We start from the raw sequence: 25,988 nt of genomic DNA, 5'->3' as shown, positions 1-25,988 counted from the left end.
GCGTCCGCGTGCCGCTCACGGCATGCGCTGGCGCGTACTGTCAGACCATGACCTCCGACGAGCACACGCCCGCGCAGACCCCGGACGGCGTGCCCCGGCTCCCGCTGATGGATGCCGCGCGCGCGGACGCCCACGAGGAGCCCAAGCCGTCGTGGCGCGGCTGGATCCACGCCGGGACGTTCCCCGTCGCGATCGTGGCGGGCATCGTCCTCGTGGCGCTCGCCGACGGCGCGGCTGCGAAGGCCGCGTCGGCGGTCTTCGCCGCGTCGTCGCTCCTGCTCTTCGGCAACTCGGCGCTCTACCACCGCTTCCACTGGAAGCCCCGCACGCGTCTGATCCTCAAGCGGATCGACCATGCGAACATCCTCCTGCTCATCGCGGGCACGTACACGCCGATCGGCGTGCTCGCGCTGCCGCCGTCGAAGGGCGTGCTGCTGCTCGTCCTCGTCTGGACCGGAGCCCTCCTCGGGATCCTCTTCCGGGTGTTCTGGATCGGCGCCCCGAGGTGGCTCTACGTCGCCCTCTACCTCGTGCTCGGCTGGGCGGCCGTCATGTACATGGGCGATCTCTTCCAGGCGAACCGGACGATGATGGTCCTCGTTATCGTCGGCGGCCTCCTCTACTCGGCCGGCGCGGTCGTCTACGCGATCAAGAAGCCCAACCCGTGGCCGGGCCACTTCGGATTCCACGAGATCTTCCACGTGTGCACGGTGCTCGCGTTCCTCTGCCACTGGGCGGGGGCGCTGCTCATCGCGCTCGAGCCCGCGTTCAACGGCCCGGCGTAGGCTCCTCGCCCGTCTCACCGCGGCCATCCGACGCCGTCCCGGTTCCCCGCGGATCGGCGCCCTCCTGTGCGGCGGCCTCCTCCTCCGCGTCGAGCACGGCGTTCGCCTCCTCGCGGTACCGCGCCCGGCGCACGCGGCGCAGCATGTCGAAGACGAGGAGGAACACCGCGATGACGAGGACGACGATCGTCGCGAAGCCGAGGGGGCCGGGCGTGACGAGGTCCGGGTCCACGGTCGGCTGCGGGCTCGGGGTGGCGGCGAGCACGGCGAGAGCGGGCATCGAGGACTCCTCCGGGGTGCGCGGCGCCCGAGACGGGGCGCCGGGAAAAGGCGGTTAGCCTGGAGTCCCAGCCTAGTTCGCCCGACCTGAGAGGACGACGCCGTGACGATCCAGCAGCGTCTCGACGAGCGCTACGGGCGAACCCCCCGCCGCTCGCGCCGCATCGCATGGATCGCGGGAATCGCGCTCGCCGCCCTCGCGGTCGGGTGGTTCGGGTGGTCGACGATGCAGACCGCCGCCGCCGAGGTCGATTTCGACGATCTCGGCTACGAGGTGCGCAGCGAGCACGAGGTGTCGGTGACCTTCCAGATCACCTCGGGCTCGCGCGAGAGCGTCGCCTGCGCGCTCGAGGCGCTCGACGAGCAGTTCGGCGTGGTCGGCTGGCGGATCGTCGAGTACCCGCCGTCCGACGCCGTGTCGGCCTCGCACACCGAGAGCATCCCCACCGTCGCGGAGGCGACGACCGGAATTGTGAAGTCCTGCTGGGTTCCGTAAGATCGACGGTCAGTCCATCCGACGCCCCGGCGACCTGCCGGGGCGTCTTCACATATGCCGGCCCCTCGGCCGCGCATCCACGAAGGAGACAGACCGTGTCCGATGACACCCAGGTCCCGTTCCTGACGCAGGAGGCGTACGACCGCCTCGCCGCCGAGCTCGAGCACCTCTCGACCACCGGTCGTGAGGAGATCGCGAAGCGCATCGAGGCGGCCCGCGAGGAGGGCGACCTCCGCGAGAACGGCGGCTACCACGCGGCCAAGGACGAGCAGGGGAAGCAGGAGGCGCGCATCCGCCAGCTGCAGGCGCTCCTCAAGGACGCGAAGGTCGGCGTCGCCCCCGAGTCCAACGGCATCGTCGAGCCCGGCACCGTCGTGACGGCGGTCGTGTTCGGCGACCAGGAGCGCTTCCTGCTCGGCAGCCGCGAGATCGCCGGAGGCACCGACCTCGACGTCTACAGCGAGCAGAGCCCGCTCGGCGCCGCCATCCTCGGCCTCAAGGAGGGCGAGAAGACGAGCTACCAGGCGCCCAACGGCAAGGACATTCCCGTCGAGATCGTCAAGGTCGAGACCTTCACGGGCTGAGCCCGCACGCGAGAGAGGGCGACGGCCGGCCGGCCGTCGCCCTCTCTCGTCATTCCGGCAGGATCTCGGGCCGGAAGCCCGCGTCGCGGAGGATCTGCAGCGTGAGCAGCTTGTGCTCCTCGCCGCGCGTCTCGACGGAGATCTGCAGGATGACCTCGCTGATCTGCATGCCCTGCCCGTGCCGCGTGTGCAGCACCTCGATCACGTTCGCTCCGGCCTCCGCGAGGAGCTCGGAGACGCGCGCGAGCTGACCGGGACGATCGGGCAGCGGGATGCGGATGGTCATGTAGCGGCCCGACGCGGCGAGGCCGTGCGCGACGACCCGCTGCAACAGGAGCGGATCGATGTTGCCGCCGGACAGGAGAGCGACCGTGGACCCCTGCGGACTCACCTTGCCCGCGAGGATGGCCGCGACGCCGACCGCGCCGGCCGGCTCGACGACGACCTTCGCCCGCTCCAGCAGCACGAGGAGCGCGCGCGCGATGTCGTCCTCCCCCACGGTCACGACCTCGTCGACGAGCTCACGGACGATCGCGAACGGCACATCGCCCGGGCGGGCGACGAGGATGCCGTCGGCGATCGTCGGCTTCGTCTCGACGCGCACGGGCTCTCCCGCGGCGAGCGACGGGAGCATGGGCGCGGCGTTCTCGGCCTGCACGCCGATGATCCGCACCGTGCGCCCCGCTGCGGCCGCCCGTGCCTTCGCGGCCGCGGCGACGCCCGCGATGAGGCCTCCGCCACCGATCCCCATGATGATCGTGTCGACGTCGGGCACGTCGTCGAGGATCTCGAGGCCGAGCGTGCCCTGGCCGATGATCACGTCGCGGTGGTCGAACGGGTGGATGAGCACGGCTCCCGTGCGCTCGGCGTGCTCCGCAGCGCGACGCAGCCCGACGTCGACGGTCGCGCCGTCGAGCACCACCTCGGCGCCGTAGCCCTTCGTCGCGAGGAGCTTCGGGACGGGAACGCCGAGCGGCATGTAGATCGTCGCCGGGATGCCGAGCTGCTGCGCCGCGAGCGCGACGCCCTGCGCGTGGTTGCCCGCCGAGGCCGCTACCACGCCGCGACGCCGCTCGTCCTCCGTGAGGCGCGACAGGCGGTAGGTCGCCCCGCGCACCTTGAACGATCCCGTGCGCTGAAGATTCTCGAGCTTGAGGTGCACCGGGGCGCCGAGCACCTCGCTGAGGTGCTGCGAGTACTCGGTCGGGGTGTGCTCCACGACGCCCTCGAGGAAGCGCGCGGCCTCCTCGAACTCGGCGAGCGCGGGGATCGGCGGGGCGTCCGGCGTCGCGTGAGCGTCCTCGGGTGCGTCCGCGTCCATCCGCGTCATGTGCGTGCCTTCCTGTGGTCGTCCTCGTCGCCTCGGCCGAGGCTCTTGGGGACCGTGCTCCAGATGAGATCGGCCGAGCGGACCTCGGCTCCCGTGCGCCACGACCCCGAGCTGAGCGTCACGGCCACGACGTTCACGAACGCCGCGACCGGCACCGCGAACAGGGCGCCGGCGATGCCGCCGACCATCGAGCCGCCCGCGACGACGAGGACGACCGCGAGCGGGTGCACCTTGACGGCCGATCCCATGAGGAGCGGCTGCAGGATGTGGCTCTCGACCTGCTGCACGAGCAGGACGACCGCGAGCATCGCGACGCCGATCCAGATGCCGTTGTAGGCGAGCGCGATCACGACCGCGAGCGCGCCCGTGACGATGGCGCCGACGAACGGGACGAATGCCCCGAGGAACACGAGGACCGCGATGGGGATGGCCAGGGGCACGCCGAGCGCGAACGCGCCGATGCCGATGCCGATCGCGTCGATCGTCGCGACGATGATCTGCGTGCGCGCGTAGTTTATGAGCGTGGTCCAGCCGTTGCGCGCCGCCGCATCGACCGCCGGCCGCGCCGCGCGCGGGAAGAGCCGGACGGTCCAGCGCCAGATGCCGGCGCCGTCGAGGAGGAAGCACAGGAGCACGAAGAGCGCGACGAGCGCGCCGGCGGCGACGTGCCCCACGGTCGAGCCCACGGCGAGCGCGCCGTTCAGGAGCAGATCGGCCTGCTCCTCGACGAGCTGGAGGCCTCCCGTGAGCAGGTCGTCGAGCTGCTGGGGGGTGACGAGCCCTCCGTCGATGAGGAAGGTCCGCAGACCGGCGATCGACTCGGCCGCGCGGGCGCGCACCTCCTCCGCCTGCCGCGAGATCTGCCAGACGACGAGCCACACGAGGCCCGTCACGATCGCGAGCGTCCCGAGCACGCTCACGACGACCGCGAGCACGCGCGGCACCCGGTGGCGCAGCATCCACGAGAAGAACGGGAACAGGAGGGCGGTGAGCAGCGTCGCCACGAAGATCGGGATGACGAGCAGCTTGAACTGGATGACGAGCCAGACGATCACGGCGGCGACGGCGGCGAGCACGAGGAAGCGCCATCCGTAGGCCGTCGCGATGCGCAGTCCGACGGGGACCTCGACGGGATCCGCGGGCGGAGGGCTCGCGGGAAGAGCGCTCGGCGGCGCGGCGCGGCGTCGACGGAGGAATCCCGCGCGAGAGCTCGGGGGCGTGTCGTCGCTCATCCTCGTCATCCTAATCCCGGGTGCATTCCGCTGTCGGCACGCGATCGGCCGCCTGCGCGACCCGGTGTCGGAGGTCGCCGGTAGCGTTGCGCGCGTGAAGGATGTCCTCTCGGCTGCCGAAGCCCGCCGCCTGGGCCTCGCCGCCCAGGGCCTCTCCCGTGCGCGTCCGGCCACGCCCTCGCTGCGTCATGTCCGCCGCGAGCTCGCGCGCATGCACGTCCTGCAGATCGACTCCGTGAACGTGTTCTCCCGATCGCACTACATGCCGCTCTTCTCGCGGCTGGGGCCCTACGACCGGGATCTGCTGGATCGCCTCGTCCTGACCCCCGCGCGTCGGGGGCGGGCACCCGAGCACGTCGAGTACCTCGCCCACGAGGCGACCTTCGTCCCGGTCGCGGACTGGCCGCTCTGGCGGTTCCGCATGGACGCCATGCGGAACCGGTACGCGGGGCAGGGAAGCTGGTTCGACGGGAACGCCGACACCGTGAACTGGGTGCGCGCCGAGCTCGCGGAGCGCGGTCCGCTGCGCCCCGCAGAGATCGAGCGCGATGTCGAGGCGAGCCGTGGCCCATGGTGGGGCTGGGACGACGTCAAGCGCGCGCTCGAGATGCTGTGGCGCTTCGGCGAGGTCGCGATCGCCGGCCGCAACGGGTTCGAGCGCCGCTACGGCCTCGCCGAGCACGTCATCCCGCACGAGCACCTCGAGCGGGTCGTCGCCCCCGACGACGCGGTCCGCGAGCTGGTGCGCCGGGCGGCGCTCGCATACGGCGTGGCCACGGCATCCGACATCGCCGACTACCACCGGCTGCGCGACCGCCGCGGCGTCCTCGCCGCCGTGTCCGACCTCGAGGACGCGGGAGAGCTCGTCCCCGTCGCCGTGCGCGGGTGGGAGCGCGCGGGCCGTGCGCTGCCGGCCTGGCGTCATCGGGACGCCGTGCTCCCCCGGCGCATCGACCGCGCGACCCTGCTCACCCCCTTCGACCCCGTCGTGTGGTTCCGCGAGCGCGCGGAGCGGATGTTCGGATTCGACTACCGCATCGAGATCTACACGCCGGCCGAGCGGCGCCGGTTCGGCTACTACTCGCTCCCGCTGCTCGTCGGAGACCGCATCGCGGGGCGGTTCGACCTCAAGGCCGACCGCGCGGCGGGCGCGCTGCGCGTGCAGTCCGCCTGGTGGGAGGCGCACGTCGATCCGGCCGCCGTCGCCGAGAGGGCGGCGGAGGCGCTGCGCGAGGCAGCGGCCTGGCAGGGGCTCGACGCGATCTCCGTCTCGCACTGGGGCGATGCCGCGGACGATGTCGCGCACGTGCTCGACGCGCCGCGCCACGCCCATCCCGGCGCTCTCCGAGCAACGGCTGATTAGTGTTGCGGGTGGAGGCTGCCCGCATGAAACGACCCCTGGTCCCGATCCTCGCCGTCGTCGGCGTGATCGTCGTCGGCATGCTCGCGATCGGCTTCTGGTCGACCAGCCGACCGGCGAGCGCGGAGGAGACGGCCGCGCGGTATCTCGACGCGCTCTCGTCGGGCGACGCCGACGCGGTCCGCGCCCTGCTCGCAGACGCCGATGCCGTGCCGGACACCGCGTGGAGCGCGTTCTCCACGGCGTCCGCGCATCTCTCCGCCGCCGAGATCGTCGAGGTCGACGAGTCGGAGGACAGCGCCCAGGTGCGGGCGGAGGCGACCCTCGACGGGGAGCCGCTGGAGCTCGCGTTCACGCTGACCTCGTCCCCATCGGGATGGCACGTCGTCGAGGTCCCGCTCTCGCCCGTGACGGTGACGGCGACGCGCGGCGCGTGGGTGGATGTGGCCGGCGAGCCGGTCGCACTCGAGGGCGGCGCCGCGCAGCTCGCACTCCTTCCGGGCTCGTACGAGGTGTCGGCGTGGCCCGACGAGTACCTCGACGGAGCAGCCACGGCCGAGGTCGGCACGTCCGCCGAGCCGGTCGCGGTCGATCTCGCGCCGACGTTCACCGACCAGGCGCTCGCCGATGCCGAAGCCGAGCTGACCGCCCATCTGGAGGGCTGCCTCGCGACTGCCTCCGAGGTGCCGCAGGGCTGCGGGATGATCGTCCCCTGGCCGGCCGACCTCGCGGAGGCGGCCGAGGTCTCCTTCCGTGCGGACCGGATGCCCGAGACCGCGATCGACCTCGAGACGGGCACCTTCCAGGCCACCGGCGGCGCCGTCGTCGCAACCGTCACGGGCACGCGCCCCGACGGCACGGAGGGCGTCTTCACCTACCGCACCGATGCCTGGAGCCTCTACGGAACGATCTCGCTCGATGACGAAGGGCTCCTGCTCAGCGTGAACTGAGCAGGAGCCCTTCGGCCCGAGCGGTCAGAACTGGACGCGCGGCGGCTCGGAGATCGCGGCCCCGCCGTCGACCTCGAAGAACTCGCGCTGGGCGAATCCGAGGTTGCGCGCGAAGAGGTTGTTCGGGAACACCGAGATCTTCGTGTTCAGCTCGCGGACGCCGCCGTTGTAGAAGCGGCGCGAGGCCTGGATCTTGTCCTCGGTGTCGACGAGGCTGTGCTGCAGCTGCAGGTAGTTCTGGCTTGCCTGCAGCTGGGGGTAGGACTCCGCCACCGCGAACAGGCTCTTGAGGGCCTGCTGGATGTGGTTCTCGGCGACTCCCGCCTCCGCGGGGCCCGATGCCGCGAGCGTCTCGGCGCGCGCCCGCGTGACGTTCTCGAACACCGCCTTCTCGTGCGCCGCGTAGCCCTTCACCGTCTCGATGAGGTTCGGGATCAGATCCGCTCTTCGCTTGAGCTGGACCGTGATCCCGCTCCACGCCTCGTCGACGCGCACGTTGAGCTGGACGAGCGAGTTGTACGTCGCCCACAGGTAGATCGCCGCGATGACGACGATCGCCACCACGACGAGAACGGGAATCAACCACTCCACGACGGAACCCCCTTGGTTTCTGCGTCCATCCTAGACACCGCGCCCTCCGCGGCCACCGTGCGCCGCCTGCGCATCCGCATACGATGGCGTCCGTGATCGCGCGACCCGACTCCTGCCTCCGCTTCCGCTTCGCGACCGTCGACGACGTCGCGGCGATCGTCTCCGTCGTCGAGCGCGCGTACCGTGCTGACGACGCCGGCTGGACGACCGAGGCGCACCTCATCGGCGGGCGCCGCACCGGCGCCGACGAGGTCGAGCAGCTCGTCGGCTCGGCCACCGGCGGGCTCCTGACGCTCTCGGATCAAGGCGACATCGTCGCGACGTGCCACCTCGATCGGCGTGCGGATCACGCCTACTTCGGGATGTTCGCCGTCGACCCCGCCCGCCAGGCCCGCGGGTTCGGCGCGGCTCTCCTCGCGGAGGCGGAGCGCGTCGCACGCGAGGAGTGGGGATCCCCGCGGATGCGGATGACCGTGATCTCGGCGCGGACGGACCTCATCGCGTGGTACGCGCGCCGCGGCTACCGCCCCACCGGCGGCACCTCGCCCTTCCCCTACGGCGACGCGCGCTTCGGGGAGCCGCGCGTGGCCGGCCTGCGCTTCGACGAGCTCGAGAAGCCGCTCGTGTGAGGTCACGGGAGACACACATGCGCGGACGACCCTGGCGGGCGCCGCGGGTCGATAGCGTCGAGGCATGAGCATTCAGGACAGGGCCCTCTCCCTCAAGTCGCTGCACGAAGCCCCCGAGATCCTCCGCGTCGTGAACGTGTGGGACGCGATCAGTGCCCGCACGGTCGCCGACCTGCCGGGGACGCGGGCGATCGCCACGGCCGGCCACTCGATCGCGGCATCGCACGGATTCAAGGACGGCGAGATGCCGCTCGAGGTCAACCTCGCGGCGATCGCGCGCATCGTCGAGGCGGTGGACCTGCCGGTCACGGCCGATCTCGATGCGGGATACGACGACGCGGCCGACACGGTGCGCCGTGCCATCGGCGTGGGCGTCGTGGGCGCCAACGTCGAGGACCGCCTGGCTCCGTTCGAGGATTCCGTCGCGAAGGTCGCCGCGATCACCCGCGCGGCGGAGGCCGAGGGCGTGGCCTTCCAGCTCAATGCGCGCACCGACGCGTTCGTGCGCGCGGGCGACCGGCCCCGCGACGAGAGCATCGAGGACGCGATCGCACGCGGACGCGCGTTCCTCGACGCCGGAGCGAGCCTCGTGTTCGTTCCCGGCGCGCTCGACCGCGACACGGTCGCCCGACTCGTCGAGGGCATCGGCGAGCGCAAGGTCAGCGTGATCGGGCTGCCCGGCGCGCTGACGGCCGCCGAGTACGAGGCGCTCGGCGTCGCACGCATCTCCTACGGTCCTCTGACGCAGCGGGTCGCCCTCCGCGCGCTCCGCGATCTCGCCACCGACCTCTACGGAGACGGCGTGATCCCGCAGGACACCCCCGCCCTCAACTGACGGCCGTCGTCGCATGAGGATGTCCCGCCGCGCCGAGCGCGTGGAGCCCTTCCACGCGATGGCGTTCGGCGCGCGCGCCGCCGAGCTCGAGGCGGAGGGCCACCGTGTCATCCGCCTCGGGCTCGGCGAGCCCGACTTCGGCGCACCGCCGACCGTGCGCGAGGCGATGCGGGCGGCGATGGACGGCCGCCCGCTCCCCTACACGCCGGCGCTCGGGCTGCCGGCGCTGCGTGCGGCGATCGCGGGCTTCTACCGCGACCGGCACGGCGTCGACATCGACCCGCGCCGCATCGCCGTCACGTCGGGCGCGTCTGCGGCGCTCCTCGTCACCCTGGCCGCGATCGCCGACGAGGGCGACGAGGTGCTCCTCGCGGACCCCTCGTACCCGTGCAACCGGCAGCTCATCGAGACGTTCGGCGCCCGTGCGGTGACCCTCCCCGCTCCCGCGGCCGCGCGCTATCAGCTCGACGCGGCCGCGGTCGCGGACGCCTGGACCCCGCGCACGCGCGCCGTCATGATCGCGACGCCCGCGAATCCGACCGGCACGACCATCCGCCCCGACGAGCTCGCGGCGATCTGCGCCTTCGCGCGGGACCACGGGGCCTGGCGTCTCGTCGACGAGATCTACCTCGACCTCGCCGATGAGGGCGAGAACGGGCTCCGGCCGCGGACGGTGCTGGCTCATGATCCGGACGCGATCGTCGTGTCGAGCTTCTCGAAGTACTTCGGGATGACCGGATGGCGTCTCGGATGGTGCGTGCTCCCCGAGGAGCTCGTCGCGCCCGTCGAGCGGCTCGCGATGAACTACTTCCTGTGCGCGTCCACGCCCGCCCAGGTCGCGGCGCTCGCGTGCTTCACGCCGGAGACGCTCGCCGTCTGCGAGGACCGCAGGGCCGAGCTGCGCGCGCGGCGGGAGATCGCGCTCGCCGGGCTCGCGGAGCTGGGCCTGTCGGTGCCTGTGCCCCCGGACGGCGCGTTCTACGTCTACGCCGACGTGTCCTCGACGGGCATGGACGCCTGGGAGTTCTGCCGCCGCGCCCTCGAGGAGGTGCACGTCTCGCTCACGCCGGGCCGCGACTTCGGCGCAGCGACCGCGCAGACGCACGTGCGACTGTCGTACACGGCATCGCGCACGGAGCTCCGCGAGGGGCTCGCGCGCCTGCGCGCCCTGCTCGCATGAGCCGCAGGCGCGTACGCTGAGCTCATGAGCCAGGGGATCGCCGACTCGACCGTGTCCGATGTGCTCGCCGAGCTCGCCGCGCTGGAGGATCCGCGGATGCGCGCGGTCAACGAGCGGCACGGCGACGACCACGGCGTCAACCTCACGAAGCTGCGGGCGGTCGCGAAGCGCCTCGGCGCCGACAACGGGCTCTGCCGCGCGCTGTGGCGCACGGACGACACGGCGGCGCGCCTCGTCGCCGTGCTCGTCGCGCGGCCCCGCGAGCTCTCCGCGGAGGAGCTCGACGCCATGCTGCGCGAGGCCCGCGCGCCGAAGGTGCAGGACTGGCTCGTGAACTACGTCGTGAAGAAGGGGCCGCACGCCGAGGCGCTTCGCACGCGCTGGTTCGACGATGCGGATCCGACGGTCGCGGCCGCGGGCTGGGACCTCACGACCGACCGCGTCGCGAAGAAGCCCGAGGGCCTCGACCTCGAGGATCTCCTCGACCGGATCGAAGCCGACATGAGGGATGCCCCGGACCGCCTGCAGTGGGCGATGAACCAGACGCTCGCGACCATCGGCATCCACCACCCGCACCTGCGTGAGCGGGCGATCGCGATCGGCGAGCGACTCGAGGTGCTCAAGGACTACCCGACGCCGCCGAACTGCACGTCGCCGTACGCCCCGATCTGGATCGCCGAGATCGTGCGCCGCCGCGAGGGCTGATCGGGCGCGCACGGCCCGCTCGGTCCCCCCGCTGGGATTCGAACCCAGACTGAAGCGAGTTTAAGTCGCCTGCCTCTGCCGTTGGGCTACGGGGGGGGTGGAAACGACGCTACGGCATGGCGAAGGCCGTCACCGACCAGCGGTGACGGCCTTCGCGCGACGCTGCTCAACGAGCGGCCGCAGGCTCCTCGACCTTGGGCTGCTCGGCGGGAGCCGGCTGCTCCTCGACCTTCGGCTTCGGCCGCGAGGCGTAGGTCTCGAAGAAGACCCGGGGCGCCTGCGTCGTGCCGAGCTGGACGGTGTCGCGACCGAGGAAGAAGTTGTGCACCCAGCCCCAGATGACGCGCCACTTGCGCTCCCACGACGGCATCGCGAGGCCGTGGTAGCCGCGGTGCGCGACCCAGGCGACGAAGCCCTTGAGGGCGATCTTGCCCGACTGGAAGGCGCCGTTGTAGAGCCCGAGGCCCGCGACCGCGCCGAGGTTCTTGTGCACGTAGTCGACCGGCTGCTCGCCGCGGATGACCGCCACGAGGTTCTTCGCGAGGCGCTTCGCCTGACGCACGGCGTGCTGGGCGTTCGGGACGCACATGCCGCCCACGCCGCCGCCCGTGAGGTCGGGCACGGCCGCGACGTCGCCCGCGGTCCACGCGCCCTCGACGACATTGCCGTCGGCGTCGACGACGCGCAGGTCGGCCTGGGCGCTGATGCGGCCGCGGGCCTCCTTGGGCAGGTCGCCGCCGTTCACGACGATGGGGTTCGCCATGACGCCCGCGGTCCAGATGATGAGGTCGGTCGGGTACTTCTCACCCGTCGACGTCTCGACGACGCCGTCCACGGCCGAGGTGACCTGCGTGTCGAGGTGCACGTGCGCGCCGCGCTTGGCGAGGTCCTTGAGGACCCACTCGCTCGTCTCGAGCGAGACCTCGGGCATGATGCGGCCCATCGCCTCGATGAGGTGGAACTGCGTCTCGTCGAACGAGATCTCCGGGAACTTCTCGAGCAGCGCGTTCGCGAGCGAGCGGAGCTCGGCGAACGTCTCGATGCCCGCGAAGCCGCCGCCCACGACGACGGTCGTGAGGAGGCGCTGGCGGAGGGGGTTGTCCTTCGGGAGGGCGGCGGCCTTCTCGAAGTTGCCGATGAGGGTGTCGCGCACCGCGACGGCCTCCTCGATCGACTTCATGCCGATCGCGTTGTCGGCGATGCCCGGGATCGGGAACGTGCGCGAGACCGACCCTGCGGTCACGACGATCTGGTCGTAGGTGTACTCCCACGGCTCGCCGCCCTCGGGCGTGATCGTCGCCGTCTTGCGGGCGTGGTCGATCTTCGTGACCTTCGCCGTGATGAGCTTCGTGCGCTTGAGGTGACGGCGGTGCGAGACCACCGCGTGGCGCGGCTCGATCGACCCGGCCGCGACCTCGGGCAGGAAGGGCAGGTACGTCATGTACGGAAGCGGGTCGACGAGGACGACCTCGGCCTCTCCGCGTCGCAGGTGCTTCTCGAGCTTCCACGCGGTGTAGAACCCCGCGTATCCACCACCGACGATGAGAATCTTGGGCACGTGAAACGTCACTCCTTGAGTTGATGTTCGGCTGGCTATCGCTGCGCGCGCGTCGAACGAACGCGCCTGACCGCAGACACGACGCCGAGCACGACAAGAATACCAGCGGCGCTCAGCGCGAAGAGCGGCAGCGTCACCTCGCGCATGCTGTCGGCCGAGGGGGCGAACGGAGAGCTCGCCTCACCCGGTGCATCGGCGGGTGGGATGGGCGGGATCTCGACCGCTCCCGCTGTCGGCGTGGGCTCGGGGCCCGAGTCAGCGCGACGGTGGAGCGCGATCCAGTCCGCGAGGCTCCCCAGGGGGTTCTCGGCCACCCGCGAGACGGGAGCGCTCACGGCCGCCTCGGCGTCCACGAGACCGTATCCGTACTGCGGGTCGGGCACGTCCTCGACCTGGGGAGGACGGTTCGCGGTCGAGATGATCCGGTTGATCACGTTCGCCGCGTCGAGGTCGGGGTGCGCCGACCGCACGAGCGCGGCGATCCCGGCGACGATGGGCGCCGCGCCGCTCGTGCCGTTCCACGTCACGACGTCGCCCGTCGCCGAGACGCCGAGGAGCTGCTCGCTGGGCGCCGCGACGCCGATCGTGATGCCCTGCGTCGACGCGCCGACCGAGGCCACGCCGCGGGTGTCGACCCCGGCGACCGCGAGCACACCCGGGATGGTCGCGGGCGCGCCGACGACGGTCGTGCCGCTCGCCCGGTTCCCCGCTGCCACGACGACGACGACGTCGTGCTCGAAGGCGTACAGGAACGCGTCGTCCCAGCTCTCGTCCCAGTCGAGCGTGTTCGTCGTGAACGAGAGGTTGATGACATCGGCACCGTGGTCGACGGCCCACACCATCGCCTTCGCGACCTGCTCGTCGAACGGGACCGCCGCCGAGGAGCCGAAGCCGATCGAGATCGACAGCAGGTCCGCCTCCGGCGCGACGCCGATCATCCCGGTGTCCTCCCCTGTGCCGCGCCCGGCGGCGAGGGAGGCGACGTACGAGCCGTGGTTCTGGTCCTGCACGCCGACGGGCGTCCGGCCGTCCTCGGACCCGACGCCCGACACATCCGTGCCGTCGGCGACGGCGCCCTCGAACTCGACCGGACCCTTCGCGATGCCCGTGTCGATCACCGCGATCGTCGCGCCGGCCCCTCGCGTCGTCTCCCACGCCTCGTCGATGCCGTACTCCTCGAGCCAGTACTCGGCCGACCGGATCGGATCGTCGGGCTCGGGGGTCTCGGTGGGCGTCGGGGTCGGAGACGGGGTCTCGTCGTCGCCCTCGTCCTCGTCATCCGCCGTCGCGGGCGCGGCGACCGGCGCCGCGGGCGCCGTCTGCGCGAGCGCCGACGCCGACGCGGGAGCGGCCGCGCCCGCGAGCGCCAGGAGGGCGATGACGAGGGAGGCGACGCGTCGGGTCATGCAGCCGCGCCGGGATCCTCGCAGGCGCACCGCTCGGGCGACCACGCCGATCGCTCGAGGGCGAGATCGCCGATCGGGTTCGCTCCCGGACCGGCGGCCAGGGCGTGCCCGGCGAGCGCGTGCAGGCACTTCACCCGGGTCGGCATGCCGCCCGCGGAGATGCCGGCGATCTCGGGCACGTCGCCGAACTGCGCGCGGTCGGCGAGGTACGCCTCGTGCGCGCGGAGGTAGCCAGCGCGCACGTCCTCGTCCGTCTCGAGCAGCGCGGCGAGCTCGGGCATCAGCTGGTTGGCCTCGAGGCGCGACATCTCGGCGGTCGCCGCGGGGTGCGTGAGGTAGTAGAACGTCGGGAACGGGCTGCCGTCGGGAAGGCGCGGCGCCGTCGCGACGACGGTGGGGTTGCCGCACACGCAGCGCGCGGCGATGCCGACGACGCCGCGGGCCTCGCGCTGCAGCTGCGCCGAGACCACCTCGAGATCGACGGGGCGCACGGGCTCGAAGGGAGGAGTCGTCACCCCGTCAGGCTACTGGTCGGTGCTGGAGTCGGGCTGGAAGACGCCCCCGCCGTCGAGCGCGGCGTCCTCCTCGGAGACGGCGTTCTCGGTGAGCCCCGCGGCCACGACCGACCGGAGCATCTGGCCCATCCAGTCGTGCTCGGCCTCCTCGACCTCGGCGCTCACGGGGTCGGGCTCGCGCGGTTGATCGGCCTCCTCGAGGTCGTTCTCCACGATGTACACGACCTCCCCCGGGAAGCCGTAGAACAGGCGCTCCCGCGCCTGGGTCGTGATGTAGGCGGGGTCCTGCCAGCGGGAGCGCTCGCGCTCGAGCGCGTCGACCTCGTCCTGGCTGACCTGGACGGCCTCCTGCAGGAACGCGATCCGCTGGCGCTGCTCGAGGTACGTGCTCGCGGTCGGCACGAGCACGAACGCCGCGAGCACGACGAGGCCGAGCATGATGACCGTGAACCCGGAGAGGCGGATGCCGCCGAGCCAGCCGCGCACGTCGACAGGGCGGCCGTCCGCACGGCCCCGTCCGCGAACGGCGGAAGGGGGAGCCGATGGTCTTCTCGCCATGACTCCCCCTTCCGAGCGGGACTTTCGCCCTGCTTACGCCGTGAAGCGCGGGAAGGCGCTGCGGCCGGCGAACTTCGCTCCGGCACCCAGCTCCTCCTCGATGCGCAGAAGCTGATTGTACTTCGCGACACGGTCGCTGCGAGCGGGCGCGCCGGACTTGATCTGACCGCAGTTGACGGCGACCGCGAGGTCGGCGATCGTCGTGTCCTCGGTCTCGCCCGAGCGGTGCGACATCATCGCGGTGTAGCCGTTGCTCTGCGCGAGCGCGACCGCGTCGAGCGTCTCGGTGAGCGTGCCGATCTGGTTGACCTTGACGAGCAGCGAGTTCGCGACGCCCTTGGCGATGCCGTCCGAGAGACGCTGCGGGTTGGTCACGAAGAGGTCGTCGCCGACGAGCTGGACCTTGCCGCCGATGCGATCGGTGAGGGCCTTCCAGCCCTCCCAGTCGTCCTCGGCGAGGGCGTCCTCGATCGTGACGAGCGGGAAGTTCGCGAGGAGGTCCTCGTAGTACGACGTGAGCTCCTCGGCCGTGAGCTGCTTGCCCTCGAAGTGGTAGACGCCGTCCTTGAAGAACTCGGTCGACGCGACGTCGAGGCCGACGGCGATGTCCTTGCCCGGCGTGAAGCCGGCCTTCTCGATCGCGGCCATGAGGAAGTCGAGCGCACCGCGGTTGCTCGGGAGGTCGGGGGCGAAGCCGCCCTCGTCGCCGAGGCCCGTGGCGTAGCCGCCGGCCTTGAGCTCGCTCTTGAGCACGTGGTAGGTCTCCGTGCCCCAGCGCAGCGACTCGCTGAAGGTCTCCGCCCCGAGCGGCACGAGGAAGAACTCCTGCATGTCGACGCCCGTGTCGGCGTGCGCGCCGCCGTTGATCACGTTGAGCGCGGGGACGGGCAGCACGTGGGCGTTGGGGCCGCCCACGTAGCGGAACAGCGGCAGGTCGGCGCTGTCGGCGGCGGCCTTGGCGACCGCGAGGCTCACGCCGAGGATGGCGTTCGCGCCCACGCGCTTCTTGTTCTCGGTGCCGTCGACCTCGATGAGCGCCTGGTCGATGACGCGCTGCTCGCTGGCGTCGAGGCCCTCGATGGCCGGGCCGAGCTCGTCGATGACGGCGTCGACGGCCTTCTGGACGCCCTTTCCGGCGTAGCGGCCCTTGTCGCCGTCACGCAGCTCGTATGCCTCGAAGGCGCCGGTCGACGCGCCGGAGGGGACAGCCGCGCGCTGCACGATGCCATCGTCCAGCAGCACCTCCACCTCGACGGTCGGGTTGCCTCGCGAGTCGAGAATCTCGCGAGCGCCTACAGCCTCAATCAGTGCCACGGAAGTACTCCTTGTCGGTGGGTGATGCGGGGAGCGACGTCGATCCGCTGGCCAGTCTATTGCCGACGCGCGGTCGGTCCTGACCGGTCAGACGCGCACGGCGATCGCGAGGCCGTCCCAGCCCTTGACGCCGACCGTCTGCAGGCCGGTCGCATCGAAGCGGGGGTCCTCGCCCAGCATAGCCAGGCCGGCGCGCACGCCCTGGATCTGAGGGTCGTCCGTGTCGGCGTTCGCCACCTCGCCGCTGCGCCCGATGTTGTCGACCACGATGACCGCGCCGGGCTGCGAGAGCCGCGCCGCCCAGTCGAGGTAGACGGTGTTCGACTCCTTGTCGGCGTCGATGAAGACGAGGTCGAACGGCGCCTCGTCGGCGAGACCGGGCAGCACGTCGGCGGCGCGGCCGATGCGGATGTCCACGCGCTCCCCCACCCCGGCGGCGTCGACGTTCTCCCGCGCGAGCGCGGCGTTCGCCGGCTCGGCCTCGATCGAGATCAGCCGCCCGTCCGCGGGCAGCGCCCTGGCCATCCAGATCGCGGAGTAGCCGGCGAGCGTGCCGATCTCGAGCACCCGGCGCGCACGGGAGATCCGCACGAGCAGATGGAGCAGCTTGCCCGCGGCGGGCGCGACCTCGATGGGCCGAAGATGCGCGCGATCCTGCGACGCGAGCGTGGCGTCGAGCGCGGGGTCGCTCCCGACGAGGGTCTCGGCGAGGTAGCGGTCGACGGCGGCCCATGCGTCGGGATGCGAAGCGGTCATGCCCCGATTCTCAGCCCAGGAGGGCCCGGTCGTCGAGGGTCGCGCCCTTGATCTTCTGGAACTCGGCCAGGAGATCGGGAACCGTCAGCCTGCGCTTGCGCTCCTCCGTCGCCTCGAAGACGATGCGCCCCTCGTGCATCATGATGAGCCGGTTGCCGAGGGCGAGCGCCTGTTCCATGTTGTGCGTGACCATGAGCGTCGTGAGGCCGCCCTGCTCGACGATCCGCTGCGTGAGCCGCGTCACGAGGTCCGCGCGCTGCGGGTCGAGCGCCGCCGTGTGCTCGTCGAGGAGCAGGATGCGCGGCTGGGTGAAGCCGGCCATGAGCAGCGAGAGCGCCTGGCGCTGGCCGCCCGAGAGGAGCCCGACCTTCGCGTGGAGTCGGTCCTCGAGGCCGAGCTCCAGCACGCGCAGCTCCTCGCGGAAGCGCTCGCGCTGCTTCCGGGTGAGCCCGCGGCCGAGGCCGCGCGGCCTGCCGCGGCGCGCGGCGAGGGCGAGGTTCTGCTCGATCGTGAGGTTCGGCGCCGTGCCCGCCATCGGGTCCTGGAAGACCCGGCCGACGTACCGCGCTCGCTGGAACTCGCGGAGCCGGTTGACGCGGCGTCCGTCGATCGAGATCGTTCCGCCGTCGACGGCGATCCGCCCCGAGATCGAGTTGAGCAGCGTGGACTTGCCCGCACCGTTCGACCCGATGACCGTGACGAAGTCGCCCTCGTCGAGCGTGAGGTTGAGCCCGGCGAGCGCGCGGCGCTCGTTGACCGTGCCGGGGAAGAACGTCTTGACGATGCCGTCCATGACGAGCATGGCGGTCACCTCCCTCTCTCGGCGCCCGCGGGCGCCGCGACGGCGGGCTCGGGTTCGCGCGGCGCGACGCGTCCGCCGCGGCCGCGGAGCGAGGGGATGCGCTTGAGGAAGCCCCAGCGCGGCAGCAGCAGCGCGAGCACGACGAGCACGGCGGTGACGAGCTTCATGTCGTTGGGGTCGAGGCCCGCCCGCATCGCGAAGAAGATGATGAGCCGGTAGAGCACCGCGCCCAGCACGACAGCGAGGCTCGCGAGCCAGATGAAGCGCTGGCCGAACACGGCCTGACCGAGGATGAGCGACGCGAGCCCCACGAGGATCAGGCCGATGCCCATGCTGATGTCGGAGAAGCCCTGGTACTGCGCGACGAGCGCGCCGCAGAGCGCGACGAAGCCGTTCGAGATCGCGAGCGTGAGGATGGTCGTGCGATCGGTCGAGACGCCGAAGCTGCGGATCATCGGCCCGTTGTCGCCGGTGGCCTGGATCGCCAGCCCGAGGTTGGTCGAGAGGAACCAGTCGACCGCGAGCTTCAGCACGACGACGCCGACGAGGATGATCGCGACGCCGCCCCACGTGCCGAGCAGGTCGGCGTCGCGCAGCGGGGTGAACAGCGTGTCGGCGCGCAGGAGCGGCAGGTTGGCCGCGACGGTGGCGTCCTCCTTGGCCGTGCCCATGATCCGCAGGTTGATCGACCACAGCGCGATCATGGTGAGGATGCCGGCGAGCAGGCCGTCGATGCGGCCCTTCGTGTGCAGGACGCCGGTCACGGCTCCCGCGACGACACCCGCCGCGGCGCCGGTGAGGGTCGCGACGACGGGGTTCTGCCCCGTCGTGATCATCGCCGCGGCGACCGCCGCGCCCGTCGTGAAGCTGCCGTCGACCGTCAGGTCGGGGAAGTTCAGGACGCGGAACGTGAGGTACACGCCCAGCGCCATGACCCCGTAGACGAGGCCGAGCTCGATCGCGCCGATCATGCGCGTCCTCCCTGCCGGCTTCTACTCGACGGTCTCGGCCTGGTCGAGGATCTCCGCGGGGATCTCCACGCCCATGCGCTCGGCCGCACCCGGGTTGACGACGTAGGTGAACTCGCTGGCCGTCTCCACGGGCATGGTCGCGGGGTCGGCGTCCTCCTCGAGGATGCGCAGCGCCATCTCGCCGGTCTGGCGGCCGAGCTCGGTGTAGTCGATGCCGATCGTCGCGATCGCGCCGCTCTCGACCGTGCCCGCCTCGGCGGCGACGACCGGCGTCTTCTGGGTCTCGGCGACCTGGACGAGCGAGGCGAGTCCTGCGACGACCATGTTGTCGGTGGGCACGTAGATCGCGTCGACGTCGCCGAGCGCCTCCGTGGCCTGCGCGATGTCGTTCGCGGTGGTCACCGTCTGCGTGACGATCTCGATGCCGAGCTCGTCGGCGACCTCCTCGGCCGCGGCGACCTGGACCTCCGAGTTCACCTCGCCCGAGCTGTAGACGATGCCGACGGTGGCGGCGTCGGGCACGAGCTGCCGGAGCAGCTCGAACTGCTCGGCCATAGGCGCGGCGTCGCTCGTGCCGGTGATGTTGGCTCCCGGCTCCTCGTTCGAGTCGACGAGCTCCGCCGAGACGGCGTCCGTGACCGCCGTGAAGAGCACCGGGGTGTCGAGGATGGCCTGAGCGGCCGCCTGCGCAGCGGGGGTCGCGACCGCGAGGACGAGGTCGAGGTCGCTCGAGGCGAAGTTCTGCGCGATGGTGACGGCGTTCGCCTGCTCGCCCTGCGCGTTCTGCTCGTCGAACTCGACCGTCTCGCCCTCGACGTATCCGGCGTCGGCGAAGGCCTGCTTGAAGCCCTCGGTCGCCGCGTCGAGCGCGGGGTGCTGCACGAGCTGGCTGATGCCGATCGACAGCGCTTCCTCCCCGCCGCCTTCCGATCCGCTGCCGTCCGACGAGCAGCCGGCGAGGACGAGCGCCGCGCCTGCGGCGAGACCTGCGGCGCCGAGGCCACGGCGGGAGAACGAGGAGAGTCGCATGGATCGGGTCCTTCGGGTGAGGGGTCCGGCGCCGTGCCGGAGGTCGGGTGCGGCGTCGCGCCGTCCACAGAATCGTAACGGGCCCGCGCAGGCGCGACGTCACGCCCTCGCGCGCTCGGCGAAGCCGGCGAGCAGCGCCGCGGCCGTGTCGGCGTCGTCGACGGTGACGGTGAACGCCTTGCCGTTCGCCCGGGTGACCCGCAGCGCCTCGCCGGCGCGCAGCACGACGCCCCAGCCGCTGCCGACCGCATAGCGCCAGCCCCACCCGCCGTACTCGGCCATCGGATTCACCAGGACGACCTCGACCGCGCGGATGTCGGACGCGGAGATGCGCACGCGGGGCCAGCCGATCGGCGCGCGCACCGTCAGCCCGGCCTCGTCGACGCGAACGCGGAAGACGCACCCGACGCCGACGAGGAACGTCACGAGCGCCGCCGCGGCGATCGTGATCCAGGTGCCGCCCGAGAGCGCGCCGCGCTGTGCGAGATCGAGGGAGGCGGTCACGAGCGCGATCGCGATGACGGCCGCGGCGGAGACCGCGAGGAGCGCGATGCCGGCGGGCGCCATCGAGGCGGTGCGCGCCCAGACCGCGCGCTCGTGCGTCGCGAGCGCGACCGGACGAGGCCTCTCGCCCTCCTCGTGCGGAGGGTCGATCGTGACGAGCCAGGCCGCGATGCCGAGCGCGACCCCGACCGCGAAGCCCGCGGCCATCCCCCACCCGACCGGAGGCGCGTCCCGCGGGTCGTCCAGACCGACCTGGGCGAAGACGCTCACGGAGAGCCCGACGCCGAGCAGACCGACCTCCCACCAGATGACGGCGGCGAGCATGCGCAGGGACATGCGCTGCCCGTGTCGGCGAGTGCGTCCGCTCGCGCCCCCGCGCGCTCCGACGAGCGCGAGCCCCGCGACGACGAGCGTCGTCCCTCCCCCGACGAGCGCGGTCAGCAGCGGGAGGGTCCACGCCGGCCCGAACCCGTCGGGGCCGCCCGCGGCTCCCCAGTGGATCGCGGCCGGGTCAGGCAGCGCGGGCATCTGCGCGAGCTGCACGAGAGCGAGCGCGAGGTGCACGGCGAGCGGGACGCAGAGGCCCACCCAGCGGAAACGGCGGAGCGCCTCCTTCGCGCCGGTGTGCTGCGATGCGGTCATCGTCTCCTCCTCGAGGGTTCGGTCGGTTCAGAGCTCGGCCGCGCGCACGGCGGCCGCGAGCGTCTCGCGGGATACGCCGTGCTCGGTCGCCCGACGCACGAGCGCTCGGATGTCGGCATCCAGCGCCGCGAGCGGAGCCGCCGCCTCGGTCACCACGGCGCCGCGCCCGGGCCGCATCGAGACGAGCCCCTCGTCGCGCAGCTGGCGGTAGGCGTGGAGCACGGTGTGCAGGTTCACCCCGAGCGACGCCGCCACCTCCTTCGCGGCCGGGAGCCGGTCTCCGGGACGCGTGCGACCGGCGGCGGCATCCGAGCGGATGGACGCCGCGATCTGCGTGAAGACCGGCTCCTCGCGCGTCGGGTCGATGCGGATGAGCATGCAGTTATTCTAGCAGGACTATAACTTCAGACGCGCGCACCGTGCGCGTCGTCTCGCCGCCACCCGCGCCTCATATACTGCGGCGCATGACGCCCCCTCCCGCGCTCGCACGACGACTCGGCGTCGGCGACGCCGTCGCGATCGGCCTCGGATCGATGATCGGGGCCGGCGTCTTCGCGGTCTTCGCCCCCGCCGCGGCCGCCGCGGGCCCGTGGCTGCTCGCTGGGCTGGCGATCGCCGCGGTCGTGGCGTTCTGCAACGCGGCGTCGTCCGCGCAGCTCGCGGCCGTCCACCCCGTGGCGGGAGGCACGTACGCGTACGGCCGCGCCGAGCTCGGCGCGTGGTGGGGCTACCTGGCCGGATGGTGCTTCGTCATCGGCAAGATCGCGAGCTGCGCGGCCATGGCGCTGACCTTCGCGGCGTACGCGGCTCCCGCCGGCTGGGAGCGGCCCGTCGCCGTGCTCGCCGTCGCCCTTCTCGCAGGGATCAACCTGCTCGGCGTGACCCGCACGGCGCTCGCGACGAAGATCATCGTCGCGGTCGTGCTCGTGTGCCTCGCGGTCGTCGTCGCGGCCGGATGGGCCGCCCCCGCGGCCCCAGGCGGGGCGCAGACGCCGCCAGGGGTCGGGGCGTACGGCGTGCTTCAGGCGGCTGGCCTGCTCTTCTTCGCCTTCGCGGGGTACGCGCGCATCGCCACGATGGGCGAGGAGGTGCGCGATCCCGCGCGCACGGTCCCCCGGGCCATCCCGCTCGCCCTGGGCCTCGCGATCGCCGTGTACGCGGTCATCGCCCTCACCTCGCTGCACGCGCTCGGCGTCGAGGCACTCGCCGCCTCCCCCGCGCCGCTCGCCGACGTGGTCGCCGCCGCGGGGTGGGACGCGGCGCAGCCGGTCGTGCGCGTGGGCGCGGCGGCCGCTGCGCTCGGCGCCCTCCTCGCTCTCATCGCCGGGATCGGGCGCACGACCCTCGCGATGGCCCGAGAGGACGACCTCCCCCGCTTCCTCTCCGCCATCCACCCGCGCACGCGCGTGCCGCACCGCGCCGAGGCCGTGATCGCGCTCGTCGTGATCGCGATCGTCGCGTTCGCGGACCTCCGCGGCGCGATCGGCTTCTCGTCGTTCGGCGTGCTCCTCTACTACCTCGTCGCGAACCTCGCGGCCTGGCGACAGGGCAGCGCGGTGCGCCGCTATCCCCGCTGGCTGCAGGCCGTGGGGGCGGCAGGCTGCGTCGTCCTGGCGTTCACCCTGCCCTGGCAGAGCGTCGTCGCGGGCGTCGTCGTCGTGCTCGCGGGTGCGGCGTACCGTCTCATCCGCCTCGTGGCCGAGCGCCGGGCGTCGGCGGAGTAGGCGTCAGGAGAGGGGCTTGAGCTCGAGATCGTCGCGCTCGGCTCCCGCCGACACCGTCGCGAAGGCCGTGTAGCCGTCGGCGGAGGCGCGCTCGAGCAGACCCTTGAGGTTCTTCGTCCGCTGCTCGAGGCGCACGCGCGAGCCCTCCGCGACGAGCGCCGCCTTGAGGGCGAGCAGCTCGGCGACCGGGACGTCGCGATCGTGGACGAGCACGACCGCCTCGGCGGCGGCCGCCTCGGCGAGCGAGACGAGGTCGACGATCCGCTCGAAGCCGATCGAGAACCCGACCGCCGGCACGTCCTGCCCGAGGAAGCGGCCGATCATGCCGTCGTAGCGGCCGCCTCCGCCGAGCGAGTAGGACACCGACGGGTGGGCGATCTCGAAGATCGTCCCCGTGTAGTACCCCATGCCGCGGACGAGGAACGGATCGAACGCGAGGGGCAGCTCGGCGCCGACGGCGTCGGCGCCGCGGGCCGCGCCCACGGCTTCTCCGATGCCGACGAGGTGCGCGATGATCGCGTCGTCGACGCCCTCGGGCAGAGCCCCGCGGATCTGAGCCTCGCCGAAGGGCTCGTGCGCGCGCTGCGCGACCTGATCGAGGAAGGACGCGAGCGCGTCGGCCGCCTCGTCGGACGCCGCGCGCTCGCGCAGCTCGGCCACGACGCCGTCGGCGCCGATCTTGTCGAGCTTGTCGATCGTGATGAGGACGCCCGGGCGCTCCTCGACGGGGAAGCCGAAGAGGTCGAGCATGGCGTCCAGTGCCCGGCGGTCGTTGATGCGCACGCTCGCGCCCTCGAGCCCGAGCGCGTCGAGCGTGTCGAGCGTCGCGGTGATGAGCTCGGCCTCCGCGCGCGCCGAGGCGTCGCCCATGATGTCGATGTCGCACTGCATGAACTGGCGGTATCGGCCCTTCTGGGGCCGCTCGGCACGCCACACCGGCGCGATCTGCACCGAGCGGAAGACCGACGGCAGCTCGCTCCGGTGCGACGCGTAGAAGCGCGCGAGCGGAACCGTGAGGTCGTAGCGCAGCCCCAGGTCGCTCAGCTGGGCCGGATCGTCGGCCGCCGCGCGGACGCCGTCGGCGTCGAGGCCGCGGCGCAGGATGTTGAACGCGAGCTTCTCGTTGTCGCCGCCCACCCCGGCGTGCAGCCGGTCGTACTCCTCCATGACGGGCGTCTCGATCTCGTCGAACCCGTGCGCGCGGTAGCGCTCGCGGATGACGGCGAGCACGCGCTCGCGACGGGCCTTGTCAGCGGGGAGGAAGTCGCGCATGCCGCGCGGCGGATTCACGGAAGCCATAGCTCCCCCATTCTCCCACGACGGGTCAGCCGCTCTCGGCGTCTCGGACCTCCGTCTCGAGAGCGCGGACGGCCGAGCGCAGCGCGCGCTCGGCGTCCCAGCCGCGGGCGCGGGCGATCGCCACGACTCCGAGGAGGGTGGCGCCGAGCTCCTCCTCGGTCGCCGGCAGGATGTCGGGATCATCCTCCGCGATGGCCTCGGCCGCGGCGACCTCCTCGGCGAGCTCGAGCCCCACGCCGACCAGCTCGGCCTTCGCGAGGACCTTCTGGGCGAGCGCGAGTGCGGGCATCGCGTGCGACACGCCGTCGAGCACCGAGGTGCGCTCGCGCTTCTCGGCTGCCTTGGCGGCGTTCCACAGCTCGAGCACGCGCTCGGGCGTCTCCGCCGTCTCGCCCGCGAACACGTGCGGATGGCGGCGGATCATCTTGTCGGCGAGCCCCCGCGCGACGTCGTCGATCCCGAACGGCTCGTCGGGATGGTGCGAGGCGATCTCGGCGTGGAAGAGCACCTGCCACAGCAGGTCGCCGAGCTCCTCGCGCAGGGCCGCGCGGTCGCCGCTCTCGACCGCGTCGACGACCTCCGCCGACTCCTCGACGAGGTAGGGCACGAGCGCCTCGTGCGTCATGCCCTGCGTCCACACGCACCGCTCGTGCACGTCGCGCATGACGTCGGCCGCGCGCCCCAGCTCGTTCCCCGATCCGCTCATCCGGACATCCTGCCGCATCACGCCGACGTCGACGCGGCGAGACGCCGATGGTGCCGCGCGCGCAGCGACACGAGCACGGCAGACAGCGCGAGCGCGATCATCGACCCGCCGAGCACCCCGAGGATGGCCTCGTCGCGGAGGAGGGCGTCGTCGGCGAACGCGAGGTTCGACAGCAGCAGCGACACCGTGAACCCGATGCCGCCGAGGGTGCCCGCCGCGATGAGATCGGGCAGGCGGATCTCGGGCTCGGTCCCCTTCGGGCGGACGGCCATGGCGACCCCGCCGAAGATCGTGATGCCGATGATCTTGCCGACCGGGAGCGCGATGAGGATGGCCCACAGAGCCGGCGAGAGCTCGCTCGGGGAGACCTGCGGGATGACCACGAGCGCCGAGAAGAACGCGAAGACCGGCAGGATGAGGCCGTTGATCCACGGCTCGAGGACGTGGCGCGCCTGCAGGCCCTCCCCCTGGCGGATGGCGAGACCGAGCAGCACGCCCGCGATGGTCGCGTGGATGCCGCCCTCGAACACGAAGGCCCAGGCGGCGAGCGCGATGACCACCATGAGCGGCACGACGACGAGCTTGTTGCGGTCGGACACGAAGCGGCTCAGGGCGCCGAAGGCGACGATGAGCACCGCGCCGATCGCGAGGCTTCCGAAGTCGATGTCGGTCGCGAAGAGCACCGCGATGAAGACGATGCCGACGATGTCGTCGATGATCGCGAGCGCGAGGAGGAACACGCGCACCTTCGACGGCAGGCCCTTGCCGAACATCGCGAGGACGCCGAGCGCGAACGCGATGTCGGTCGCGGTCGGGATGGGCCATCCGTCGCGCGTGGCCGGATCCCAGGCGATGACGAGATAGATGACGATCGGCACGATCACACCGCCGGCCGCGGCGATGGCGGGCTTGAGCGCCTTGCCGACGGTGTTCAGCTGGCCGTTCGTGAGCTCGTACTGCAGCTCGATCGCGACCCCGAAGAAGAACACCGCGAGCAGCAGGTCGGCGACCCAGTGCGAGATCGAGAGGTCGAGCGGCGTTCCCGGCACCGCGAGATGGAGATGGCTGAAATCGAGCACCGCGGGGCCGACCGGGCTGTTCGCGACGACGAGGCCGACGATCGCGGCGCCGAGGAGGAGGAAGGCGGGGAAGCGCTCGGAGCGCAGGAGCTTGAGCATGGGATCCTTTCAGGACCGACCGGGGACCGGGCGCGATCAGCGCCCGCCGCCGACCAGACTTCCCGGCACA

28 protein-coding genes and 1 tRNA gene are annotated in these 25,988 nt (G+C 72.1%); 10 read left to right on the top strand and 19 right to left on the bottom strand.

Going from position 1 to position 25,988, the window contains the following annotated elements; all coding sequences use genetic code 11:
- Positions 1-47 precede the first annotated feature (47 nt).
- Entirely contained in the window at positions 48-785 is a 738-nt protein-coding gene (gene trhA, locus ACOWU6_RS01445) for a PAQR family membrane homeostasis protein TrhA (RefSeq protein WP_421074464.1), read from the top strand.
- Here the strand turns inward: trhA and ACOWU6_RS01440 are convergent.
- Positions 769-1,065: a hypothetical protein gene (locus ACOWU6_RS01440; protein WP_421074463.1), complete on the bottom strand. Its 297-nt coding sequence runs from the start codon at positions 1,063-1,065 to the stop codon at positions 769-771. The genes trhA and ACOWU6_RS01440 overlap by 17 nt on opposite strands.
- Before the next feature lie 102 nt (positions 1,066-1,167).
- Here ACOWU6_RS01440 and ACOWU6_RS01435 point away from each other — a divergent pair, with 102 nt between their 5' ends.
- Both ACOWU6_RS01435 and greA read left to right on the top strand, forming a co-directional pair.
- A complete protein-coding gene (locus ACOWU6_RS01435) occupies positions 1,168-1,560 on the top strand; it encodes a DUF4307 domain-containing protein (protein ID WP_324014416.1) in 393 nt (130 codons plus the stop codon).
- A 95-nt stretch (positions 1,561-1,655) separates the two neighbouring features.
- Positions 1,656-2,144 (top strand): transcription elongation factor GreA, encoded by a 489-nt coding sequence (greA, locus tag ACOWU6_RS01430; RefSeq protein WP_271173775.1) that lies wholly within the window; start codon positions 1,656-1,658, stop codon positions 2,142-2,144.
- Positions 2,145-2,193: 49 nt separating this feature from the next.
- On the opposite strand, the gene ilvA is transcribed toward greA, so the two are convergent.
- The gene (gene ilvA / locus ACOWU6_RS01425; RefSeq protein ID WP_271173823.1) at positions 2,194-3,465 is read right to left on the bottom strand and encodes a threonine ammonia-lyase; all 1,272 of its coding nucleotides are present in this window, start codon (positions 3,463-3,465) and stop codon (positions 2,194-2,196) included.
- A 5-nt stretch (positions 3,466-3,470) separates the two neighbouring features.
- Positions 3,471-4,706: an AI-2E family transporter gene (locus tag ACOWU6_RS01420; protein ID WP_421074462.1), complete on the bottom strand. Its 1,236-nt coding sequence runs from the start codon at positions 4,704-4,706 to the stop codon at positions 3,471-3,473.
- A gap of 94 nt (positions 4,707-4,800) precedes the next feature.
- Between ACOWU6_RS01420 and ACOWU6_RS01415 the strand changes: the two genes are divergently transcribed.
- On the top strand, positions 4,801-6,069 hold the full coding sequence (locus ACOWU6_RS01415; protein WP_421074461.1) for a winged helix-turn-helix domain-containing protein: 1,269 nt from the start codon (positions 4,801-4,803) through the stop codon (positions 6,067-6,069).
- A gap of 23 nt (positions 6,070-6,092) precedes the next feature.
- On the top strand, positions 6,093-7,016 hold the full coding sequence (locus tag ACOWU6_RS01410) for a hypothetical protein (RefSeq protein ID WP_421074460.1): 924 nt from the start codon (positions 6,093-6,095) through the stop codon (positions 7,014-7,016).
- 24 nt (positions 7,017-7,040) lie between these two features.
- On the opposite strand, the gene ACOWU6_RS01405 is transcribed toward ACOWU6_RS01410, so the two are convergent.
- A complete protein-coding gene (locus tag ACOWU6_RS01405) occupies positions 7,041-7,607 on the bottom strand; it encodes a LemA family protein (RefSeq protein ID WP_282979584.1) in 567 nt (188 codons plus the stop codon).
- A gap of 92 nt (positions 7,608-7,699) precedes the next feature.
- On the opposite strand from ACOWU6_RS01405, the gene ACOWU6_RS01400 reads away from it, so the two are divergent.
- The 4 genes from ACOWU6_RS01400 to ACOWU6_RS01385 all read left to right on the top strand — a co-directional run bounded on the left by ACOWU6_RS01400 (position 7,700) and on the right by ACOWU6_RS01385 (position 10,956).
- A complete protein-coding gene (locus ACOWU6_RS01400) occupies positions 7,700-8,236 on the top strand; it encodes a GNAT family N-acetyltransferase (protein ID WP_421074459.1) in 537 nt (178 codons plus the stop codon).
- 64 nt (positions 8,237-8,300) lie between these two features.
- The gene (locus ACOWU6_RS01395) at positions 8,301-9,071 is read left to right on the top strand and encodes an isocitrate lyase/phosphoenolpyruvate mutase family protein (protein ID WP_324014411.1); all 771 of its coding nucleotides are present in this window, start codon (positions 8,301-8,303) and stop codon (positions 9,069-9,071) included.
- Positions 9,072-9,090: 19 nt separating this feature from the next.
- Complete coding sequence (locus ACOWU6_RS01390; RefSeq protein WP_421074458.1) at positions 9,091-10,251, top strand: aminotransferase class I/II-fold pyridoxal phosphate-dependent enzyme; 1,161 nt, start codon at positions 9,091-9,093, stop codon at positions 10,249-10,251.
- Between the two features lie 24 nt (positions 10,252-10,275).
- Positions 10,276-10,956: a DNA alkylation repair protein gene (locus tag ACOWU6_RS01385; RefSeq protein ID WP_421074457.1), complete on the top strand. Its 681-nt coding sequence runs from the start codon at positions 10,276-10,278 to the stop codon at positions 10,954-10,956.
- 23 nt (positions 10,957-10,979) lie between these two features.
- On the opposite strand, the gene ACOWU6_RS01380 is transcribed toward ACOWU6_RS01385, so the two are convergent.
- From ACOWU6_RS01380 to ACOWU6_RS01325, 12 genes are all read right to left on the bottom strand, one after another.
- Positions 10,980-11,052: transfer RNA gene (locus tag ACOWU6_RS01380), tRNA-Leu, on the bottom strand.
- A gap of 70 nt (positions 11,053-11,122) precedes the next feature.
- Positions 11,123-12,514, bottom strand: coding sequence for an NAD(P)/FAD-dependent oxidoreductase (locus ACOWU6_RS01375; RefSeq protein ID WP_282979590.1), 1,392 nt, complete (start codon positions 12,512-12,514; stop codon positions 11,123-11,125).
- 35 nt (positions 12,515-12,549) lie between these two features.
- A complete protein-coding gene (locus ACOWU6_RS01370; RefSeq protein WP_324014407.1) occupies positions 12,550-13,920 on the bottom strand; it encodes a S8 family serine peptidase in 1,371 nt (456 codons plus the stop codon).
- Positions 13,917-14,435, bottom strand: a complete 519-nt coding sequence (locus ACOWU6_RS01365; RefSeq protein ID WP_282979592.1) for a DUF501 domain-containing protein — start codon at positions 14,433-14,435, stop codon at positions 13,917-13,919. The genes ACOWU6_RS01370 and ACOWU6_RS01365 overlap by 4 nt, the downstream gene beginning before the upstream one ends.
- Before the next feature lie 9 nt (positions 14,436-14,444).
- Entirely contained in the window at positions 14,445-14,993 is a 549-nt protein-coding gene (locus tag ACOWU6_RS01360; RefSeq protein ID WP_271173788.1) for an FtsB family cell division protein, read from the bottom strand.
- Positions 14,994-15,026: 33 nt separating this feature from the next.
- Positions 15,027-16,307 (bottom strand): phosphopyruvate hydratase, encoded by a 1,281-nt coding sequence (eno, locus tag ACOWU6_RS01355; protein ID WP_271173789.1) that lies wholly within the window; start codon positions 16,305-16,307, stop codon positions 15,027-15,029.
- Positions 16,308-16,394: 87 nt separating this feature from the next.
- On the bottom strand, positions 16,395-17,063 hold the full coding sequence (locus ACOWU6_RS01350) for an O-methyltransferase (protein ID WP_421074456.1): 669 nt from the start codon (positions 17,061-17,063) through the stop codon (positions 16,395-16,397).
- A 10-nt stretch (positions 17,064-17,073) separates the two neighbouring features.
- On the bottom strand, positions 17,074-17,865 hold the full coding sequence (locus tag ACOWU6_RS01345; RefSeq protein ID WP_421074545.1) for an ABC transporter ATP-binding protein: 792 nt from the start codon (positions 17,863-17,865) through the stop codon (positions 17,074-17,076).
- A gap of 5 nt (positions 17,866-17,870) precedes the next feature.
- Positions 17,871-18,836, bottom strand: coding sequence for an ABC transporter permease (locus ACOWU6_RS01340; RefSeq protein ID WP_421074455.1), 966 nt, complete (start codon positions 18,834-18,836; stop codon positions 17,871-17,873).
- A 21-nt stretch (positions 18,837-18,857) separates the two neighbouring features.
- The gene (locus ACOWU6_RS01335; RefSeq protein ID WP_421074454.1) at positions 18,858-19,865 is read right to left on the bottom strand and encodes an ABC transporter substrate-binding protein; all 1,008 of its coding nucleotides are present in this window, start codon (positions 19,863-19,865) and stop codon (positions 18,858-18,860) included.
- A gap of 99 nt (positions 19,866-19,964) precedes the next feature.
- Positions 19,965-21,011, bottom strand: coding sequence for a DUF1648 domain-containing protein (locus ACOWU6_RS01330; protein WP_421074453.1), 1,047 nt, complete (start codon positions 21,009-21,011; stop codon positions 19,965-19,967).
- Positions 21,012-21,038: 27 nt separating this feature from the next.
- Entirely contained in the window at positions 21,039-21,389 is a 351-nt protein-coding gene (locus ACOWU6_RS01325; protein ID WP_271173795.1) for a GntR family transcriptional regulator, read from the bottom strand.
- 86 nt (positions 21,390-21,475) lie between these two features.
- On the opposite strand from ACOWU6_RS01325, the gene ACOWU6_RS01320 reads away from it, so the two are divergent.
- The gene (locus tag ACOWU6_RS01320; protein WP_421074452.1) at positions 21,476-22,735 is read left to right on the top strand and encodes an APC family permease; all 1,260 of its coding nucleotides are present in this window, start codon (positions 21,476-21,478) and stop codon (positions 22,733-22,735) included.
- Positions 22,736-22,738: 3 nt separating this feature from the next.
- Here the strand turns inward: ACOWU6_RS01320 and hisS are convergent, their stop codons facing one another.
- From hisS to ACOWU6_RS01305, 3 genes are read right to left on the bottom strand one after another with little or no spacing between them, the layout of a single operon-like run.
- Positions 22,739-24,034, bottom strand: a complete 1,296-nt coding sequence (hisS, locus tag ACOWU6_RS01315) for a histidine--tRNA ligase (protein ID WP_421074451.1) — start codon at positions 24,032-24,034, stop codon at positions 22,739-22,741.
- Between the two features lie 25 nt (positions 24,035-24,059).
- Positions 24,060-24,740, bottom strand: coding sequence for a MazG family protein (locus ACOWU6_RS01310; RefSeq protein ID WP_421074450.1), 681 nt, complete (start codon positions 24,738-24,740; stop codon positions 24,060-24,062).
- 17 nt (positions 24,741-24,757) lie between these two features.
- Positions 24,758-25,918, bottom strand: coding sequence for a Na+/H+ antiporter NhaA (locus ACOWU6_RS01305; RefSeq protein WP_421074449.1), 1,161 nt, complete (start codon positions 25,916-25,918; stop codon positions 24,758-24,760).
- Positions 25,919-25,988 lie beyond the last annotated feature (70 nt).

This window comes from Microbacterium sp. SA156, from assembly GCF_049065455.1.
Lineage (GTDB): Bacteria > Actinomycetota > Actinomycetes > Actinomycetales > Microbacteriaceae > Microbacterium > Microbacterium barkeri.
Note: the sequence above shows the minus strand (reverse complement) of the source record. Positions and strands in the feature narration are given on the sequence as shown.

Coding starts and splice junctions, on each gene's coding strand:
- ACOWU6_RS01370 (WP_324014407.1), bottom strand. CDS start 13,920: ATGACCCGACGCGTCGCCTCCCTCGTCATCGCCCTCCTGGCGCTCGCG.
- ACOWU6_RS01440 (WP_421074463.1), bottom strand. CDS start 1,065: ATGCCCGCTCTCGCCGTGCTCGCCGCCACCCCGAGCCCGCAGCCGACC.
- ACOWU6_RS01345 (WP_421074545.1), bottom strand. CDS start 17,865: ATGCTCGTCATGGACGGCATCGTCAAGACGTTCTTCCCCGGCACGGTC.
- ACOWU6_RS01395 (WP_324014411.1), top strand. CDS start 8,301: ATGAGCATTCAGGACAGGGCCCTCTCCCTCAAGTCGCTGCACGAAGCC.
- ACOWU6_RS01310 (WP_421074450.1), bottom strand. CDS start 24,740: ATGAGCGGATCGGGGAACGAGCTGGGGCGCGCGGCCGACGTCATGCGC.
- hisS (WP_421074451.1), bottom strand. CDS start 24,034: ATGGCTTCCGTGAATCCGCCGCGCGGCATGCGCGACTTCCTCCCCGCT.
- ACOWU6_RS01335 (WP_421074454.1), bottom strand. CDS start 19,865: ATGCGACTCTCCTCGTTCTCCCGCCGTGGCCTCGGCGCCGCAGGTCTC.
- ACOWU6_RS01360 (WP_271173788.1), bottom strand. CDS start 14,993: ATGGCGAGAAGACCATCGGCTCCCCCTTCCGCCGTTCGCGGACGGGGC.
- ACOWU6_RS01325 (WP_271173795.1), bottom strand. CDS start 21,389: ATGCTCATCCGCATCGACCCGACGCGCGAGGAGCCGGTCTTCACGCAG.
- ilvA (WP_271173823.1), bottom strand. CDS start 3,465: ATGGACGCGGACGCACCCGAGGACGCTCACGCGACGCCGGACGCCCCG.
- ACOWU6_RS01420 (WP_421074462.1), bottom strand. CDS start 4,706: ATGAGCGACGACACGCCCCCGAGCTCTCGCGCGGGATTCCTCCGTCGA.
- ACOWU6_RS01320 (WP_421074452.1), top strand. CDS start 21,476: ATGACGCCCCCTCCCGCGCTCGCACGACGACTCGGCGTCGGCGACGCC.
- ACOWU6_RS01340 (WP_421074455.1), bottom strand. CDS start 18,836: ATGATCGGCGCGATCGAGCTCGGCCTCGTCTACGGGGTCATGGCGCTG.
- ACOWU6_RS01390 (WP_421074458.1), top strand. CDS start 9,091: ATGTCCCGCCGCGCCGAGCGCGTGGAGCCCTTCCACGCGATGGCGTTC.
- ACOWU6_RS01350 (WP_421074456.1), bottom strand. CDS start 17,063: ATGACCGCTTCGCATCCCGACGCATGGGCCGCCGTCGACCGCTACCTC.
- ACOWU6_RS01410 (WP_421074460.1), top strand. CDS start 6,093: ATGAAACGACCCCTGGTCCCGATCCTCGCCGTCGTCGGCGTGATCGTC.
- ACOWU6_RS01305 (WP_421074449.1), bottom strand. CDS start 25,918: ATGCTCAAGCTCCTGCGCTCCGAGCGCTTCCCCGCCTTCCTCCTCCTC.
- ACOWU6_RS01385 (WP_421074457.1), top strand. CDS start 10,276: ATGAGCCAGGGGATCGCCGACTCGACCGTGTCCGATGTGCTCGCCGAG.
- trhA (WP_421074464.1), top strand. CDS start 48: ATGACCTCCGACGAGCACACGCCCGCGCAGACCCCGGACGGCGTGCCC.
- ACOWU6_RS01330 (WP_421074453.1), bottom strand. CDS start 21,011: ATGACCGCATCGCAGCACACCGGCGCGAAGGAGGCGCTCCGCCGTTTC.